The sequence below is a fragment of the Microbacterium yannicii PS01 genome (genome assembly GCF_000304335.1).
GTDB lineage: Bacteria > Actinomycetota > Actinomycetes > Actinomycetales > Microbacteriaceae > Microbacterium > Microbacterium yannicii_A.
The window spans coordinates 56,877-73,837 of record NZ_CAJF01000006.1 but is presented as its reverse complement, the minus strand read 5'-3'; the positions used below and the strand labels follow the sequence as shown (position 1 = coordinate 73,837).

General features: G+C 71.6%; 12 protein-coding genes. 9 read left to right on the top strand and 3 right to left on the bottom strand.

Annotation, left to right across the window (positions count from 1 at the left end; all coding sequences use genetic code 11):
* Position 1: 1 nt before the first annotated feature.
* Complete coding sequence (locus tag WYM_RS19280) at positions 2-646, top strand: aspartate/glutamate racemase family protein (RefSeq protein ID WP_040569065.1); 645 nt, start codon at positions 2-4, stop codon at positions 644-646.
* Positions 643-2,082: an alpha-amylase family glycosyl hydrolase gene (locus WYM_RS04875; RefSeq protein ID WP_019179710.1), complete on the top strand. Its 1,440-nt coding sequence runs from the start codon at positions 643-645 to the stop codon at positions 2,080-2,082. The genes WYM_RS19280 and WYM_RS04875 overlap by 4 nt, the downstream gene beginning before the upstream one ends.
* A gap of 81 nt (positions 2,083-2,163) precedes the next feature.
* On the opposite strand, the gene WYM_RS04870 is transcribed toward WYM_RS04875, so the two are convergent.
* From WYM_RS04870 to WYM_RS19270, 3 genes are all read right to left on the bottom strand, one after another.
* Positions 2,164-3,258 (bottom strand): cytochrome P450, encoded by a 1,095-nt coding sequence (locus WYM_RS04870; RefSeq protein ID WP_423793901.1) that lies wholly within the window; start codon positions 3,256-3,258, stop codon positions 2,164-2,166.
* Positions 3,197-4,315: a hypothetical protein gene (locus tag WYM_RS22155; protein WP_019179708.1), complete on the bottom strand. Its 1,119-nt coding sequence runs from the start codon at positions 4,313-4,315 to the stop codon at positions 3,197-3,199. The genes WYM_RS04870 and WYM_RS22155 overlap by 62 nt, the downstream gene beginning before the upstream one ends.
* A gap of 93 nt (positions 4,316-4,408) precedes the next feature.
* Positions 4,409-5,971 (bottom strand): beta-N-acetylglucosaminidase domain-containing protein, encoded by a 1,563-nt coding sequence (locus WYM_RS19270; protein ID WP_019179707.1) that lies wholly within the window; start codon positions 5,969-5,971, stop codon positions 4,409-4,411.
* 30 nt (positions 5,972-6,001) lie between these two features.
* Here WYM_RS19270 and WYM_RS19265 point away from each other — a divergent pair, with 30 nt between their 5' ends.
* The 7 genes from WYM_RS19265 (at position 6,002) to WYM_RS04825 (ending at position 16,905) form a co-directional block, all read left to right on the top strand.
* Positions 6,002-7,783 carry a hypothetical protein gene (locus WYM_RS19265; RefSeq protein WP_019179706.1) on the top strand — a complete coding sequence of 594 codons (1,782 nt, stop codon included), beginning with the start codon at positions 6,002-6,004 and terminating at the stop codon, positions 7,781-7,783.
* Positions 7,780-9,627: an MBL fold metallo-hydrolase gene (locus WYM_RS04850; RefSeq protein WP_019179705.1), complete on the top strand. Its 1,848-nt coding sequence runs from the start codon at positions 7,780-7,782 to the stop codon at positions 9,625-9,627. The genes WYM_RS19265 and WYM_RS04850 overlap by 4 nt, the downstream gene beginning before the upstream one ends.
* Complete coding sequence (locus WYM_RS04845) at positions 9,624-10,655, top strand: LacI family DNA-binding transcriptional regulator (protein ID WP_019179704.1); 1,032 nt, start codon at positions 9,624-9,626, stop codon at positions 10,653-10,655. Before WYM_RS04850 ends, WYM_RS04845 begins: the two co-directional genes overlap by 4 nt.
* Before the next feature lie 140 nt (positions 10,656-10,795).
* The gene (locus tag WYM_RS04840; protein ID WP_019179703.1) at positions 10,796-11,779 is read left to right on the top strand and encodes an ROK family protein; all 984 of its coding nucleotides are present in this window, start codon (positions 10,796-10,798) and stop codon (positions 11,777-11,779) included.
* Complete coding sequence (locus WYM_RS04835) at positions 11,772-12,350, top strand: D-sedoheptulose-7-phosphate isomerase (protein WP_019179702.1); 579 nt, start codon at positions 11,772-11,774, stop codon at positions 12,348-12,350. The genes WYM_RS04840 and WYM_RS04835 overlap by 8 nt, the downstream gene beginning before the upstream one ends.
* Positions 12,347-15,064: an alpha-mannosidase gene (locus WYM_RS04830; protein WP_019179701.1), complete on the top strand. Its 2,718-nt coding sequence runs from the start codon at positions 12,347-12,349 to the stop codon at positions 15,062-15,064. The genes WYM_RS04835 and WYM_RS04830 overlap by 4 nt, the downstream gene beginning before the upstream one ends.
* A complete protein-coding gene (locus tag WYM_RS04825) occupies positions 15,061-16,905 on the top strand; it encodes a hypothetical protein (RefSeq protein WP_019179700.1) in 1,845 nt (614 codons plus the stop codon). The genes WYM_RS04830 and WYM_RS04825 overlap by 4 nt, the downstream gene beginning before the upstream one ends.
* Positions 16,906-16,961: the final 56 nt, after the last annotated feature.

The window sequence follows — 16,961 nt, the reverse complement described above, 5'->3', positions numbered from 1 at the left end:
CATGCGCGCCGGCGTTCTCCACACGGTCCCCGCGCTGGTTCCCGTCTTCCACGGGCTGCTGACCGGCCGCCGCGACGACCTCGACATCGTGCACGTCGCCGATCCCTCGCTGCTCGCGCGCGCGGTCGCGTCGGGCATCACCGACGACGTCGTGAGCGACATCCGCGGTCACCTCGACGGCCTGCGCGCGACCGGCGCACGCGCGGTGCTGGTCACGTGCTCGTCGATCGGCGAGGCGGCGGCGGAAGCCGCGAGATCCGTGGGCCTGACCCTCGTGCGAGTCGACGCGGCGATGGCGGCGACCGCCGTCGAGCGCGCGCGCTCGGGCAGCGGACGCGTCCTCGTCCTCGCGACGCTGCCTGCCACCCTCGGGCCCACGAGCCGCCTCGTCGGTGCGGCTGCGTCGGGCACCGAGGTCGACGTGACGGCGCACGTGGTCGAGGGCGCGGCCGCCGCACGATCGGCAGGCGACCAGCAGCGGCACGACGCGCTCATCGCCGACGCCATCAGGGAGGCGTCCGGTTTGGACGTCATCGTCCTCGCCCAGGCGTCGATGGCGCCGGGCGCCGGAGACGATCCACGCGTGCTCACCTCGCCGGAGTCCGGAGCCGAGGCGTTCGTCGCCGCATTGAGGAGCGAGCCGTGAGCGGAGTCTCGCTCCTGACCTACGCCGACCGCCTTGCGGGCGACCTCGCGGGACTCGACCGGGTGCTGACGGAGGAGCTCTCGGTGTTCACGGGAGTCCACCTTCTGCCGTTCTTCACCCCCTTCGACGGCGACGACACCGGCTTCGACCCGGTGGACCACGCCGCCGTCGACCCGAGGCTGGGCTCGTGGGACGACGTCCGCGGCATCGCCTCCACGCGCGAGGTGACCGCCGATCTCATCGTGAATCACGTCTCGAACCGCTCCGCCGAGTTCGAGGACTGGCTCGCCCGAGGATCCGCGTCACCTCACGACGGCATGTTCCTCACGTTCGATCGTGTGTTCCCGCGCGGCGCATCCGAAGACGACATCACCGCCTTCTACCGCCCGCGTCCGGGCCTGCCGTTCACGCCCTACCGCGCTGCGGACGGCAGCCGTCGCCTCGTGTGGACGACCTTCATGCCCTCTCAGATAGACATCGACGTCGCCGACCCTGCCGGCGTCGCCTATCTCGAACGCCTCGCCGACACCCTCGCCGCCGGTGACGTCGCCACGGTTCGCCTGGACGCCGTCGGCTACGCGGTGAAGACCCCCGGCACGGACTCGTTCATGACGCCCGCGACGCTGAAGTTCGTGGCGACGGCTGCCGAGCTGATCCGCGCGCGGGGCATGCGCGTGCTGGTGGAGGTGCACGCGCACCACTCGCAGCAGCAGGCGATCGCGCCGCTGGTCGATCTCGTCTACGACTTCGCGTTCCCGCCGCTCCTGCTCGACGCCTTCGCCACCGGCCGCAGCGACCGCATCGCCTCGTGGCTCGGCATCCGCCCCGATAACGCCGTGACGGTGCTCGATACGCACGACGGCATCGGCGTGATCGACGCCGGGCCGTCGGCGGGCCGCCCGGGACTGCTGTCGCACGACGACATGGCAGAGGTCTTCCGGCGCGCGCACGACGCGACCGGCGGGCATTCGTCGGTCGCGTCCGTGATCCCGGCCTGGATGACCCTGCCGCATCAGATCAACGCCACCTTCTTCAGCGTGCTCGGGCGTGATGACCGGCGGATGCTGCTGGCCCGTGCGCTTCAGATCTTCCTGCCCGGCGAACCGCAGTTCTACTACGTCGGCCTGCTCGGCGGCGTGGACGACACCGAGCTCTTCGCGCGAACCGGCCAGGGACGGGAGGTGAACCGCCATCGCTACACTCCCGAAGAAGTGCGGCGGGCGCTCGACACCGACGTCACGCGCGGTCAGCTCGCGCTCGCACGGCTGCGCCGGGATCCGGTCTTCGCGGGGACGTTCTCGTGGGACGCACCCGACGACGCATCGCTCGTGCTCCGCTGGCGCGGGGGCGCTCACGAGGCGCTGCTGCGGGTCGCGTTCGACGATCCCGACTTCGAGATCACGCTCAACGGCACGCCGGTGGACCTCACGGCGTGAGAACGCCTCGGCCCCGAGGACCCGCCCGGCTCAGGGGCGCGCGTACCTCAGGCCTCGCGGAGGTCGCGGTCTCGGCATCCGTCAATGGAAGGGGCAGCGCGCTCCTTCGCCCGACCGGCGCACCCGGCCGCCCGAGCGCGGCATCGTGGGCAGTCGGCGACGATTCACTTCGAGCCCCGAGCCCCGGACCGTCACCCGCGGGTCGCTCAGCGCCGCGATCGCGACCGCGAGGCCGGCGATGGCCAGCTTCTCTCCCGGGCACCGGTGGCCGGTCGCCACGTCCGCGCCGCCATGGGGGATGAAGACGGTCAGCGCCTCGTAGTCCTCCACGTCCCGGAAGCGCTCGGGCTCGAAGTCGTCGGGGTGGGCCCACGAACGACGGTCGGTGTTCGTGCCCAGGAGGTCGAGCACGACGCGCCCGCCGGCAGCCATCCGCTGTCCGTCGATGTCGACGTCCTCGAGGGCCCAGCCGGGCAGCATCGGCACGAACGGCGCGGTGCGCCGGATCTCCTGAGCGAACATCACCGCCAGCGGGCCATCCACGAGCGTCCCGCGCTCCGCGGTCTCGGCCGTGATCCGCTCCCGCCACTCCGGCCGGTCGTGCAGCTCCTTGGCGGCATAGGCGACGAAGCGCGCGACCGCGATCATCGGACGCATGCTGTTCTGCAGCTCGATGCCGGCGAGCTTCGCAGGCAGAAGCTCCCCGGTGCGGTCCCGGTGCTGCGCCCACTCGTCCAGGGCCGTTCCCGGCTCGGCCGGCAGGCTCCCGGACCGCACCGCCTCGATCAGCCGCTCGGCGTGCCGGTCGGACCACCAGCGGTTCGCATGGGCGGCGACGAAAGCGGGCGAGTACGGTGCGCCGAAGCCGTAGACGATCTGCGCGAGCCGCGCCGCCCAGCGCGTCTGCGCATCTGCCGTTCCCGGAAGCCCTGCCCACTGCATGACGGCTCGGCCGAAGGCGCCCACGGCGGCGTCGTAGGCCGTCCTGACTCCTCCGCCGGCCCAGGCGTCGAGTTCGCGCTGCCATTCCCGTTCGAGCAGCGGCCTCAGGCGCTCGACCTGCGCGTCCTCGTAGGCGACGTCGACGAAGGTGGCCTTGCGGTGCCGATGGTCGTCACCATCGAGGCTGTGAACCGACCCGTGGCCGAACAGCGTCTCCTGGACGAGCGCGGGCATCGCCCCGTGGCGCGCGATGCGCCGCTCGTCGTAGAAGAGCTCCACTCCCTCCGCGCCCCGCACCAGCAGCGCGTCCTTGCCGAGCAGTCGCATCGGGGCCGATCGTGCGCCGGCGCGGACGCGGCGCCAGATGTGGGCCCCGGCATCGTAGCCGCGCGTGAGGATGGAGACGGAATCGTCGTGCAGGAGGCCGGGTCGAGTCTGCATACGCCCACAGTCGCAGGCGCCGGCCTGATCTCTCCAGGGGATGCCATCCCCGATGCGCTGTGCTACGGATGCCGCGTGCCGCGGCGATCTCGCCGGCTCGTCGGAGCGGCGGCGTCGGAGTCGTGGACCGTCTCCCCGCCCCCGGCTCGCGGGTTCGGCGCAGCGGCTGGTGGTTGAGCCAGGCCGCGCGGTACGTCCAGGTGCCGTAGGCGAAGAAGCCGACGACCATGCTCAGCGCGACGACGACGCCGGCCGCGATCCCCCACCCGATGGCGCCGCTGCCCGCGACGACGCACGAGCCGGCCAGCAGTCCGACGACGCACGCGTTGACGATGATGATCAGCGTGAACGAGCTGCCGAAGAGATGGCTGAAGTTCCGGTGACGCAGGAACGAGTACGTGCGCTCGACGCCGAGACGGTCGTCGGCGATTCCCGCGAGGAAGTAGCGCTCGATCGACGGGTCGAGGTCGGCGTAGGCGCCCCGCAGCCGGTTCATGGCGACGACGTACATCAGGTCTTCTTCGGCGACGTTGAGGACCCGGGTCTGGGTCATCAGCCCGACGAGCGCGAGGAACCCGAGGATCGCCAGAGCGGCTCCGGTGAACCAGCCGTCGAAGCTCGTCGCCTGACCGAGAAGGCCGATGGTGACCAGGCCGGCCGACACGAGGGTGAGATAGATGGTGATCCGGGTCAGCACCTCGGACTGCGCCGTGCCGCGTGCGGCGAGGAGTCCCCAGTGCTCGGTCGCGAGGATCTGCGCGCGCCGCCCGAGCGCTGCGTCGGAGAGCGATGGCTCCGGCGCCGGCGGGATGCCCGCGTCCCCAGGATCGACGGGAGGCTCGACGACCATGGCTCATTGTCCACCCGCCCCGTCGGGCGCACCAGGTCAGCGTGCGCGCTGCGCCGATCCGCGTCAGAGGCCGCGCCGCAGGCTGATCGCACGTCAGCGCTCCGCACGCTCCAGCACGGCGCGCACGAACGGCGGCACGACGTCTGTCGCGACCTTCGCCGGGTGCGCCTCCGCCCGCGCCAGTGCCGCCTCGACCTCGGGGCGCGTCGTCGTCCCCTCGTCGTAGGCGAGCGCCGCCACTCCCGCGGCGCCCATGTCGCGCGCGGCCTCGAGCCACGGGCGCAGCGACCGCGCCGGTTCCCGCTCCGTCGCGAGGCCGCCGAGCGCGGCGAGCTCCTCGAGGATCCGCCGCAGTTCCGCGGTGTGATCGCCGGCGAGCGCCGCCTCGGCGGCGAGCGCCAGCTCGGGATCCATCGGCGCGGACGGCGGCCACGACGACAACGTGCGCACGAGGGGTGCGAGGGCCGCGGCATCCGTCCCCGCCACGAGGTGCAGGGCCGCCTGCGCGGCGCGTTCAGGGTCGTAGGCGGCGGGATTCCAGGCCCAGTCCGCGAACGCCGCGATCCCGAAGCCGCCGGGCGCGAACTCGACCATCGGGTTGGTCCAGGCCCCGTGGAGGGCCGAGCCCTCGACATCGGCGGAGCGGCCGACCAGCGGGCCGAGGAAGGCGCGACCGCGGTCGAAGTCGTTGACCGGGAAGTTGTCCCACAGCAGCAGCCGATCGCCGAAGACCTCCGCGGCGGCGTCGATGTCGGCGCGGGTGATGTCGCCCACCACGATGTCTCGGCCGGTCCACCACACGAACGCGTCGCCGGGCAGCCCGGCCGCGAATGCCGTGCGGTACTCCGACGATCCGGTGCCCGCGTAGTCGGTTGCGACGACGAAGAGCTCGGCGTCCGGTCGGCGCGGTCGCAGCACCTGCTCGGCGAACCGCCGAGCCGTCAGGGCGTGAGCCTCGCCGAGGGCGCCGCCCCCCGAGCCGAAGCGCTCGCGATCGGCGGCGTGCGCCGGTTCGAGCGGGACGTCGTCGAACAGCAGCGCGACCGACGGGATGCCGGCGTCGAGCAGCTGCCGCGCCTTCGCAGCGAGCAGCTCGTGTTCACTGTCGTGGGAGAACGCCATCGACCCCGCGGGATGGATCGCCACCACGACGTCGACCCCATGGGCAGAGCCGTCGCGGGCGAGTTCGGCGAGACGCTTCAGCTCGGCCTCGGGATACAGCTCGCGCCACCGCTCGCGATGCCAGGGGTCGTCCTTGGGCGCGTAGACGTACGAGTTCAGACGGAGTCGCCCGGCAAGGCGCAGCGCGGCGCGGCGCTCGTCGTGCGACCACGGCTCGCCGTAGAAGCCCTCGATGATCCCCCGATGGCGCAGCGCCGGCCGATCCTCGATGACGACCCCCGGCACGAACCCGCCGTTCACCTCGCCCAGTTCGCGCAGGATGGTGCGTCCGTAGCGCAAGCCGCGAGGGTCGGATGCCTCCACCCGCGCGCGCCCGTCGGCGACCACCACGCGGTAGCCCTCGGCCGGCATCCCGTCGACGGCGACGACGTCGATCGGAAGCGATGCCTGCGGCCAGCGGCCGGCCCGGATCTCGCACACCCGAGGGGCAGGAAGGAGCGTGACGGAACCCGCGATGGCGTCGACATCGAGCACGTGGGAACGTTATCACATAGACTTTCCCACATGAGCTCCGCCCTCTCGCTGACGAGTGACGACGATCGACGGACGATCCGAGCCGCCACGTATTCGCTGTCGTGGCGCACCGGCCCCCGCGGCATCACGGTGTCGCCGTACCTCGATCTCGACGACGCCGACGGCAACCCGTGGATGCGCCTGTGCGCGCTGTCGAGCGTCCACACGCGCGCGGTCCACGACGAGACCATGTCGATCTCAGCGCCCGAGGTCCGCAGCGAGTCCGACGCCGTCGTGCTCACGATCCGCACCGCCTCCCCAGCCTGGACCGAGCGACTGCTCGAGATCCGCTGCACGCACGACAGCGTCGAGATCACGCTGGAGGCCGTCGGCAGCGGCGAGCTGACCGACGTCACGATCCTCGGCGGCGACGGAATCGTGCCGACCGGCGCGAGCGGGACCTTCCGCTCGGGATTCGAAGCCCAGTCGCTGTACGTGCCGAGCCCGACCGAGCCGGTCGCCTTCGTGCGCCCGGTCTGGTCGGCGGCGTCGCTGGGCGTCGTGGGAGACGCCGACCCCGGGCGACTCAACGGCATCTTCTCGCCGCCGCCCCTGGCTCTCGCGTTCGGGCGCGACCCGGCGACCGACGCGTTCACGCCGGGACCGGGCCCGTGGCTGGCGACCTGGCTGCGTGCGCCCGTGGCACAGCTGCGCTTCACGACGATGCGCTTCGACCCCGTCGACGGCGGCGGCCTGGTGAGGCTCGCGCACGAGGGCCACACCCGAGTCGACGGCGAGTGGCGCTCGCCCAGCCTCGTCATCCGGCCGGTGGCGTCGCCGGCCGCCGCACTGCAGGCCTACCGCGGCGACCTCGTCGACACCGGCTGTGCGTCCGGCGCCGCACCCGCCATCCAGCCGTGGTGGCTCGAGCCGCTGTTCTGCGGCTGGGGAGCGCAGGTCGCCCGCGCCGGCAAGAAGGGCTGGGCGCCCGACCTCTGCCGGCAGGAGACGTACGACGAGTTCCTCGCGACCTTGGCCGCGGCATCCCTCGATCCCGGCACCGTCGTGATCGACGACCGCTGGCAGGCGCAGTACGGCACCGCCGAAGCCGACACCGAGGCGTGGCCCGACATGCCGGGGTGGATCGCGCGTCAGCACGATCAGGGACGCCGCGTCGTGCTGTGGTGGAAGGCGTGGGACCCGGCGGGACTGCCCGTCGAGGAGTGCATCGCGGATGCCGCGGGTCGCGCCATCGCGGCGGATCCCGGCAGCCCCGCCTACCTCGAGCGCCTCGACGGCATCGTCGAGCGTCTGCTCTCGCCCGAAGGGATGGACGCCGATGGGTTCAAGGTGGACTTCACCCAGCGCGCGCCGAGCGGGGCGACCCTCCGATCGGCTCCCGACAGCGACGGCGTGTGGGGTGTCGCGGCGCTGCATCGGCTGGTCGGGCGCCTGCACGCCGCGGCGAAGCGCATCAAGCCCGACGCCCTGATCATCACGCACACGGTGCATCCGTCGTTCTCGGACATCGCCGACATGATCCGAACGAACGACGTGCTCGAGCACGACGTGAGCGGCCGGCCCGTCTCGGTTGCCGCTCAGCTGCGGGCCCGCCAGGAGATCGTCGCGACGGCGATGCCCGGGCATCCGGTCGACACCGATCAATGGCCCATGCCCAGCCGCGACGAGTGGCTGGATTATGCGCACGCGCAGGCCGGGCTCGGCGTCCCGGCCCTGTACTACCTCGAGACCGTGGAGAACGAGCCGATCGATCCGGAGCACCTCGAGCTGATCGGCCAGACCTGGAAGAAGTACCGGGAGACGCTCGGATGACCGTGACGGCGATCGCGCGCGGCGTGTGGCGCGTCGCCGACTCCTGCAGCGTCTACCTGATCGTGGACCCCGACACGCCACCCGGCGAGCGCGATGCGATCGCCATCGACTTCGGGTCGGGCGTCGCGCTCGAGTACCTCGCGCAGCTCGGCATCCGTCGCATCACCGACGTGCTGATGACCCATCACCACCGTGACCAGGGACAGGGTCTTCCGCTCGCAGTGCAGCACGGCGCCCGCATCCACGTTCCGCCGGTCGAGCGGGAGCTGTTCGACCGCGTGGAGGAGATGTGGGAAGGGCGGCAGCTCGACAACGACTACAACCTGCGCCAGGACCGCTTCTCACTGCTGGAGTCGGTGCCGGTGCATGCGACCGTGCCGGAGTACCGCTATGTCCATGAGGCGGGGGTGCGGCTCTTCGTGCTTCCGACACCAGGTCACACCATCGGCTCGGTGACCTACCTGCTCGACCGCGACGGCGAGCGGATCGCCTTCTCGGGCGATCTGCTGCACTCCCCGGGGAAGGTGTGGTCGCTCGCGGCCACGCAGTGGTCGTACACGCAGACCGAGGGGCCGGCGATGACGGTGCTGAGCGCACTGCTGCTGCACCGCTACCACCTCTCGGTGCTCGCACCCTCGCACGGCGAGATCATGCGTGATCCCGATCGGGCCCTCGAACTGCTCGCACAGACGATGCAGGAGTACGTGAACTCGCGGCGCTCGTACCCGTGGGAGCTCCGGGCGCGTTTGGAGGACCCGTTCGTCGCGATCACCCCTCATCTGCTTCTGAACCGGACGTCGATGTCGTGCTCGTACGTGCTGCTCTCGGAGACGCGCGAAGCGCTCATCATCGACTACGGCTACGACATGACCACCGGGCTCGTGCCCACCCAGGAGCGCGCGGCGCGGCGACCCTGGCTCGCGTCCCTCCCCGCTCTGCGCGAGCTGTTCGGGGTCACGAAGATCTCGGTAGCGCTGCCGACGCACTATCACGACGATCACATCGCCGGCATGCCGCTGCTGCGTGACGTCGAGGGCACGCAGCTGTGGATCCCCGAGAATGTGGCGCCGACGATGGCGGACCCCTGGTTCGAAGACCTTCCCTGCCAGTGGTACGACCCGATCGTCGCCGACCGCGTCCTGGCGCTCGACGAGCCCTTCACCTGGAACGAGTACGAGATCACGGCGCACCCGCAGCCCGGGCACACGCTCTACGCCGTGGCGTACTCGCTCGTCGTCGACGGGGTGAAGGTCGTCTTCACGGGCGACCAGCAGGAGGGCCTCGGCGGACGCGACGGACGTCGCGACATCATGAACTACCAGTACCGGAATCTCTTCCGCCTGGGGGATTACGCGGCGAGCGCCGCCCTCTATCGCCGGATCGGACCCGGGCTCATGGCGAGCGGCCACTGGGATCCCCGGTGGGTGGACGAGGGCTACCTCGACTACCTCGCCGAGTCGGCGCGACAGGTCGACGATCTGCACGAGCGGCTGCTGCCCCTCGAGGCGCTCTCCATCGGACCCGACGGTCAATGCGCACGGCTCCTTCCCTATCGGCGACGGACGGCGATGGATGAAACCGTCGAATACCTCGTCCGCGTGCGCAACCCGCTCCCCGAGCCCGCGCGCGCACGGCTGACTCCCGTGCTGCCGGTAGGCTGGCGCTCGTCCGAGCCGCAGTTCGAGCTCGACCTCGGACCCGGCGAGGAGTCCTCTGTGCAGCTGACCGTGACCCCCGCGTCCCCGGGACGCAGACAGCGACTGGCGATCGACGTGACGATCGGCGATCTCCGGCTCGGCCAGCACGCCGAGGCGATCATCGACGTCGAGGCAGCGGCGCGGTGAGCGACAGCCCGCGCCGTGGACCCGTCGTCCGTCCGACGATCCGCGAGGTGGCCGACACCGCCGGCGTCTCCCGATCCACGGCATCCCGGGCCCTGTCGGGCAACGGCTATGCGGCGCCCGAGGTGCGCGACCGCGTGCGGGCCGCCGCCAAGCAGCTCGGGTACGTCGTCGACGTCACTGCCCGCAGCCTCAAGCAGGGCACCAGCCGGTCCGTCGGCGTCCTGGTGTCGGACCTGCGGAACGTCTTCTACGCCGAGCTGGCCTCGGGCATCGGCGAAGAGGCCCGCGCCCACGGCCGCACGCTGGTGATGGTGGATCTCCGCGGCGACGGCTCGGACGAGCTGGAGGCCGCCGAGACCCTCGTGGCCTCGCGCGTCTCGGGGGTCATCGCGACGCCCGTCTCCGCCGAGCTCAGCACGTTCCTGGGCCGCATCGGCGTACCCCTCATCGAGGTGGACCGCCGCTTCGACGCGAACGAGACCGATGCCGTCGTCGTCGACAACCGCGCGGCGGCGCGCGACACCACCTCGCGCCTCCTCGCCGCCGGGCACGAGCGCATCGCACTGCTCATCGACGAGACCGAGTGGACGACCGGCGATGAGCGGCAGCGGGGCTACCTCGACGCGCTCGCGGCGCGGAAGATCCGAGTCGACGACTCCCTCATCGTCCAGGCAGGGTGGGACGCCGAAGAGGCGATGGCCGCCGCCCAGCGCATCCTCTCGCGTCCCGACCGGCCGACGGCGGTGTTCGCCGCCAACAACGTGCTGACCGAGGGGACGTGGCGCGCCGCGCAGGCGCTGGGCCTCGGCATCCCCTCCGATGTGAGCCTCGTCGGGTTCGACGACGCTCCGTGGATGACGATGGTGCACCCGGGCGTCTCGACACGCATGCAGGATGCCGGAGCCCTCGGTGCGACCGCGATGCGCGCTCTCCTGGACCGCATCGAGACGCCGGATGCGCCGGTGCGCACCATCGTCATGCCGACGCGCTTCGTCGATCGAGGCTCGATCGCGGCGCCACCGAGCTGAGCCGCGCCGCCCCTCCACCCTGTCGCGAGCCCGAGACTCCTTGTGAGGACGCACTGCTTTGCTATGATGTGGGAACGATGTCACATCGGGTCTCTCACCTCGGTGACGTCGTGATGACTGTGCCCAGGCCGGAGGAACCCATGGCAACGACGCACCCGGTGCTTGCGCTGGACATCGGCGGAACGAAGCTCGCCGTCGCGATGGTGACCCCCGACGGCCGCACGCATGGATTCCTCTCCGAGCCGACCGAGAAGCATCGCGGTCCTGAAGCGGTCATCGCTCACCTGTTCGACATGGGTCGACGCAGCATCGCCGCGGCCGGCCTCGGCGAGCCGGCGGCTGTGGGCATCAGCTGCGGCGGACCGCTCGATGCCGCAGCCGGAGTGCTGACCGGACCGCTGCATCTGCCCGGCTGGGTGGACGTGCCGATCGTCGCCATGGCCGCCGAGTCCTTCGGCGTGCCGGCGGTCGTCGAGAACGACGCCACCGCCGCCGTCCTCGGCGAGCACCGGTTCGGCGCCGCGCGCGGCGCAGACATCGCGCTGTACCTCACGCTGTCGACCGGGGTGGGAGGCGGATCGATCATCGACGGCCGGCTGCACCGCGGCGCCGCAGGCAACGGCGGTGAATTCGGGCACGTGATGGTGCGGCCCGGCGGCCGCCGCTGCGAGTGCGGCAGGAACGGCTGCCTCGAGGCGTACGCCTCGGGCACGAACATCGCCCGGCGCGCTGCCGAGGCGCTGGCCGCGACGGATCGCCCGTCCTCGCTGCGTGAGCTTCCGGCGGTGCGCGCCGAGCACGTCTCAGCCGCCGCCGCGGCCGGCGATCCGCTCGCAGCGGAGCTCTGGGACGAGACGACCGCACTGCTCGGGCAGGCTGTCACCGACCTCGTCAACGTGTTCGAGCCGAACGTCGTGGTCCTCGGCGGCGGAGTGACGCGCTCCGGCACGCTGCTCCTCGACCCGGTGCGCGCGGTCGTCCGCGACACCGCCATGGCGCCTGCCGCCGCGCGCGCGGTCGTCACCCTCGCGGGCCTCGGCGACGAAGTGTGCGTCGTCGGCGCCGGCGCCCTCGCCCTCGATCTCGCCCACCACCTCGATCTCAAGGGGACCACCCGTGTCTGACTGGCTCGACGAACAGCTCGACGCTCACATCGCCACCGCTCGCGAAGCGGCACCGCTGCTCCCCCAGGTGCGGGAGGTCGGCGCGGTGCTCATCGACGCCTTCGACCGCGGTTCCACGCTCTACACGTTCGGCAACGGCGGGAGCGCCGCCGACGCGCAGCACTTCACCGGCGAGCTCATCGGCCACTACAAGCGCGACCGCCGGCCGCTTCCGGCGGTGACCCTCACCACCGACGCGACGGTCTCGACGTGCATCGCCAACGACTACGCGTTCGAGGACGTGTTCTCGCGGCAGGTCGAGGCGCTCGCGCGGCCGCGGGATGTGGTGGCGGCCTTCACGACCAGCGGCCGGTCGGCGAACGTCGTCAACGGACTGCGCGCCGCCCGCGCCAACGGCGCCACGACCCTGCTCTTCGCCGGCGGCGACGGCGGCCCATCGCTCGATCTCGCCGATCATGCCTTCCTGGTCCCCTCGCGCGAGACGCCCCGGATCCAGGAGCTGCACACCTTCCTTCTGCACGCGCTGTCCGAGATCCTCGATGCATGGGCGGCGGGAGAGCAGCTGCGATGAACGACTCCATCAACCCGAGCGAGCGCGCCGGCATGGCCGAGCACCTCGACCCGGGCCTCGCCGGCGCGGCGGTCGAGCTCGTCGAGGAGCCGCACGGCGTCTCGCCCGACGCGCCCGCCGTCACCGGACAGACGCGCAAGGCCCCGGTGGCCAATGCGCCCTCCGGCGACCAGCCGCGCGACATGGCGGCGGCGCCGCGGCCGACGGCGACGCCCGACCGCACGCTGCACATGATCGGCAACGCGCACCTCGACCCGGTGTGGCTCTGGCCGTGGCAGGAGGGCTACCAGGAGGCCCGCGCGACCTTCGCCAGCGCGCTGGACCGCATGGACGAGTACCCGGACTTCGTCTTCACGTGCGACCAGATCGTGCTGCTGTCGTGGGTCGAAGAACAGGACCCCGATCTCTTCGCGCGCATCCAGGCGCGCGTCGCCGAAGGGCGCTGGGTCAACGTCGGCGGCTGGTGGGTCGAGCCCGACTGCAACACCCCGATGGGTGAGTCCTTCGCGCGACAGGGCCTCTACGGCCAGCGCTACCTGCACTCCCGGTTCGGTCGCATCGCCACCGTCGGCATGAATGTGGACCCGTTCGGGCACAGCGCGTCACTTCCGCAGATCCTGCAGAGCCAGCGCATGGACTCGTACTGCTTCCTTCGGCCCGGGCCGCACGAGGGCGACCTCGACGAGACGCTCTTCCACTGGGAATCGCGCGACGGATCCCGCGTGCTCGCCTACCGGATCCCGTTCGAGTACGGCAGTCCTCCCGGCGACGTCTCCGGGCAGACGGAGAAGTCCCTGGCACAGCTGGACCGGTCGCTCGGCGAGATGATGGTCTTCTACGGCGTCGGCAACCACGGCGGCGGGCCCACGAAGGCGAACATCGAATCGATCCACCGCTATGACCGCATGGGGAGCTTCGGGAGGATGACGATGTCGTCACCGCGCGCGTACTTCGACGAGATGCTCGCTCGGGGCGAAGGCTTCCTCGACTCGCTCGCGGTCCGCCGCGATGACCTGCAGCATCACGCGCCGGGCTGTTATTCGTCGCATTCGGGGATCAAGGCGTGGCAGCGCCGGGCGCAGTGGGCCGCGCTGTCCGCCGAGCGCTGGAGCGTGATCGACACGGCGCTCACCGGCGCCGAGTACCCGCGCGACGACCTCGAGCGGGCGTGGAAGCAGATCCTCTTCAACCAGTTCCACGACATCCTTCCGGGTTCCGCGATCGAGCCGTCGTACGACGACGCCCGTGATCAGCTCGGCGAGGCCGTGGCGATCTCGAAGCGCCTCATCACCCGTGCGCACAACCGCATCGCCCGTCGGATCGACATCCCGATGGATGCCTCGACGCAGCCGGTCGTCGTCTTCAACCCGCACCCGTGGCCGGTGTCGGTCGACGTCGACATGCAGTACGGGGCGCAGCGCAGCGGCGTGCGCGTCGTCGACCATGAGGGCACGCCCGTTGTGTCGCAGGGGACCCAGTCCACCGCCACCACCGGCGATCTCAGCCGCGGCGCGGTGACCTTCCGGGCCGATGTCCCCGCGCTCGGGTACGCCCTGTACCGCATGCTGCCCGGACCGGCGCTGCCGGTCGACACCGGGCTCTCGGTCGCCGAGGACGGCACGGTCATCGAGAACGCCCACCTGCGGGTGGAGATCGATCCGCGCACCGGCGATGTCGTGTCGCTCCTCGACAAGGCCAGCGGCGCCGATCCGCTCCGCGGTACGCAGGGACAGCCGCGCACGGCGGTGTGCGACGACCCCACCGACACCTGGGGCCATCGCGTGATCTCGTACGCGTGGCCCGGCGTGGCCATGACGCTGGATCGCATCGTCGTGCGCGAGACGGGGCCGTTGCGCTCACGGGTGCGCGTCGAGCGGTCCTGGGGTGCCAGCACCCTCACCGAGGAGTATCTGCTCGCCCACGATGCGCGCGCGGTGCGCGTCGACGTCACCATCGACTGGCGCGAGAAGGCGCACCTGCTCAAGCTCCGCTTCCCGGTCGGCCTCGCCGACCCGGAGGCGACCTACGAGATCCCGTACGGCACGATCTCCCGCCCGGTCGACGGTGCCGAAGAGCCCGCGCAGTCGTGGGTGGACCTCACCGGCACCGTGGACGGCGAGGCCGCCGGCCTGACGGTCGTCTGCACCACCAAGCACGGCTGGGACGTGTCGCCGAGCGGATCCGCGGGACTTCAGACGCCGAGCATCGGCATCACCGCAGTGCGCAGCCCGGTGTACTCGTGGCACGATCCGCGGCTGCTCGACCCCGAGGGCGTGTACTCGTTCCAGGACCAGGGCGTTCAGCGATTCAGCCTCGAGCTGGTGCCGCACGCCGGCGACTGGCGTGCGGCACAGCCCACGCGCCGTGCCGCGGTGCTCGGCTCGCCGGTGAGGGCGCAGCTCGAGTCGTTCCACGACGGCGACCTGCCGCCGCGCGACGGCTTCGCCGACGACGGCGCGGGAGCCGTGATGGTGACAGCGGTCAAGGGCAGTGAGGACACGCCGACGATCGCGCCCGCAGACCTCATCGTGCGTGCCGTCGAGACGCGGGGCGCGAACGCCGCGGCGCGCATCGAGCTGCCGCTGCTCGGCCGAACGATCGAGGGCGACTTCCGGCCGCACCAGGTGCGCACGTTCCGCGTGCCGCTGGACCCGGATGCCGACATCGTCGAGGTCGACCTGCTCGAGTGGCCGCTGGGAGAGCAGCCCGCGTGAACCAGGCACCGTCGCCCTCGGCGACGATCCTCGATGCCGCCCCGGAGCACTTCGCCGTGCGCATCACGGCCGAGAGCGATGGGCATCGGATCGCCGTCCGCTACGAGGGCCCGCACGAGGTCTCGGCGGCCGTCCGCATCACGGTGCGCATCGACGCCGCCACGGATCCGTGGTGGCTGATCCCCGGGGTCTTCTACGGCGAGAACCGCCCGGCAGCCAACGACCGGCTGTATCCCCGCTTCGAGGCCGGGGCCCGGTCGGCCGCGCAGCACGACGCGTTCGTCAGCGACGAGTGGCACTTCCGATCCGACCGTGCGGCGACCCCGGTGGTCTTCGCCTGGCCGGCTCCCGGCGCCTCAGGCCTGGCGCTGTCAGCCGACCCGACCACCGCACTGGGGCTGACCGGTCTCGGCTTCGCGCTGCGAGACGGCCGCGCCGAGCTGAGCGCGACCTTTCCCGCGCGAGAGTTCCCGGTGACGTACTACGGCGACGCGCAGCCGAGGCCTGCCGAGGCGCTTCGGCACGTCTTCCGCCCCGGCGACGAGATCATGCTCGGGGTGCGCATCCACACGCTCGGTCCGGATCGTCACGACTACGCCCGCGTCCTGCGAGCCCTTCACGCCGGTTCCGCGCCTGCCGCGCCTCTGCGCCCGTGGGTCGACGTGCCGACGGCGGCGGAGCTGGCCGCGGAAGGGCTGCTGCGCTGGCACTACGATCCGGACCCGGGTGTTCTGCTCGAGACCGTCGGGTTCGATCGCGAGGTCTCGGGCCGGGACGGCGCACCCGTCGATCGGCAGGCGATGCACGTCGGCTGGGTGTCGGGCATCCCGTGGGCGTACGCGATGCTGCGACACGCGGACCGGACGGATGCCGCGACCCTCCGCGACGCGGCGGTCGACGTCATCGACTTCTGCACGAGAGAGCTGTCGCCGAGCGGCACCTTCTGGGGCGTCTGGTATCGCGGAAGCGGCTGGACCCAGAGCTGGACGACGCAGCGTCGCGGACTGCACAGTCGCACACTCGGAGAGGCCACGCAGTTCCTCGTGCGCGCCGTCGCCGTCGCGGGCTACGGGCGGTGGCGGGAGGCGGCGCGCTCCAACCTCGACGCGGTGGTCGCGCGCCAGCGCGCCGACGGCAACCTCGGCAGCATCCATCACGCCGAGACGGGCGAGGTGCTCTCGTGGGACGGATCGGCGGGTCTCGCCTGGGTCGGCGCGCTCGTCGAGGCCGCGGACTGGGATCCGCGCTACCGCCAAGCGGCTGAGCGAGCCGGGCGCTACTACGCACGGTTCGTGCTCGACGAGTACCTGCACGGGGCGCCGGAGGATGTCGATCTCGCCGTCACGAGCGAGGACGGCTACGTCGCCTTCATGGCCTACATGGCGCTGTTCCGTGCCGGCGGCGGCGGAGAGTGGCTCGACCTCGCGCGCCGGTCCGCCGACTTCGCCCTCACCTTCCGCTACACCTACGACGTCGACTTCGCGCCCAGCTCGATGCTCGGCGTCTACGACTTCGGAACGCGCGGCGCCGACCAGGCCTCGGCATCCAACCAGCACCTGCACGCGTACGGCCTCGTCTGCACCCGCGAGATGCTCGAGCTCGCGCAGGTCACCGGCGACCCCCATTACCGGGAGCGCGCCCTCGAGACGCTCGCGTGCTTCCGTCAGTTCGTCGCGCGCTTCGACGGCGACTTCAACGCCTACCGGGGCATGGTCACCGAGCGCTACTACCAGACGTCGTGCTTCCAGCCGAAGGGCATGCTCCTCACCCTCTCGCATGCCTGGAGCGCCGGAGTCCTGCTGCTCGGATGCGAGGACGCCCTCGCCACCGGGGCCGCCTGAGACACGGCATCCGGCCTACCGCCGAAACGCTTGCACACGAGCCGCCTTCAGGCAAC

Bases quoted from the DNA above. Each gene is read 5' to 3' on its own strand.
- WYM_RS04840 (WP_019179703.1), top strand. From the start codon at position 10,796: ATGGCAACGACGCACCCGGTGCTTGCGCTGGACATCGGCGGAACGAAG.
- WYM_RS19265 (WP_019179706.1), top strand. From the start codon at position 6,002: ATGAGCTCCGCCCTCTCGCTGACGAGTGACGACGATCGACGGACGATC.
- WYM_RS04830 (WP_019179701.1), top strand. From the start codon at position 12,347: ATGAACGACTCCATCAACCCGAGCGAGCGCGCCGGCATGGCCGAGCAC.
- WYM_RS22155 (WP_019179708.1), bottom strand. From the start codon at position 4,315: ATGGTCGTCGAGCCTCCCGTCGATCCTGGGGACGCGGGCATCCCGCCG.
- WYM_RS19280 (WP_040569065.1), top strand. From the start codon at position 2: ATGCGCGCCGGCGTTCTCCACACGGTCCCCGCGCTGGTTCCCGTCTTC.
- WYM_RS04870 (WP_423793901.1), bottom strand. From the start codon at position 3,258: ATGCCCGCGCTCGTCCAGGAGACGCTGTTCGGCCACGGGTCGGTTCAC.
- WYM_RS04850 (WP_019179705.1), top strand. From the start codon at position 7,780: ATGACCGTGACGGCGATCGCGCGCGGCGTGTGGCGCGTCGCCGACTCC.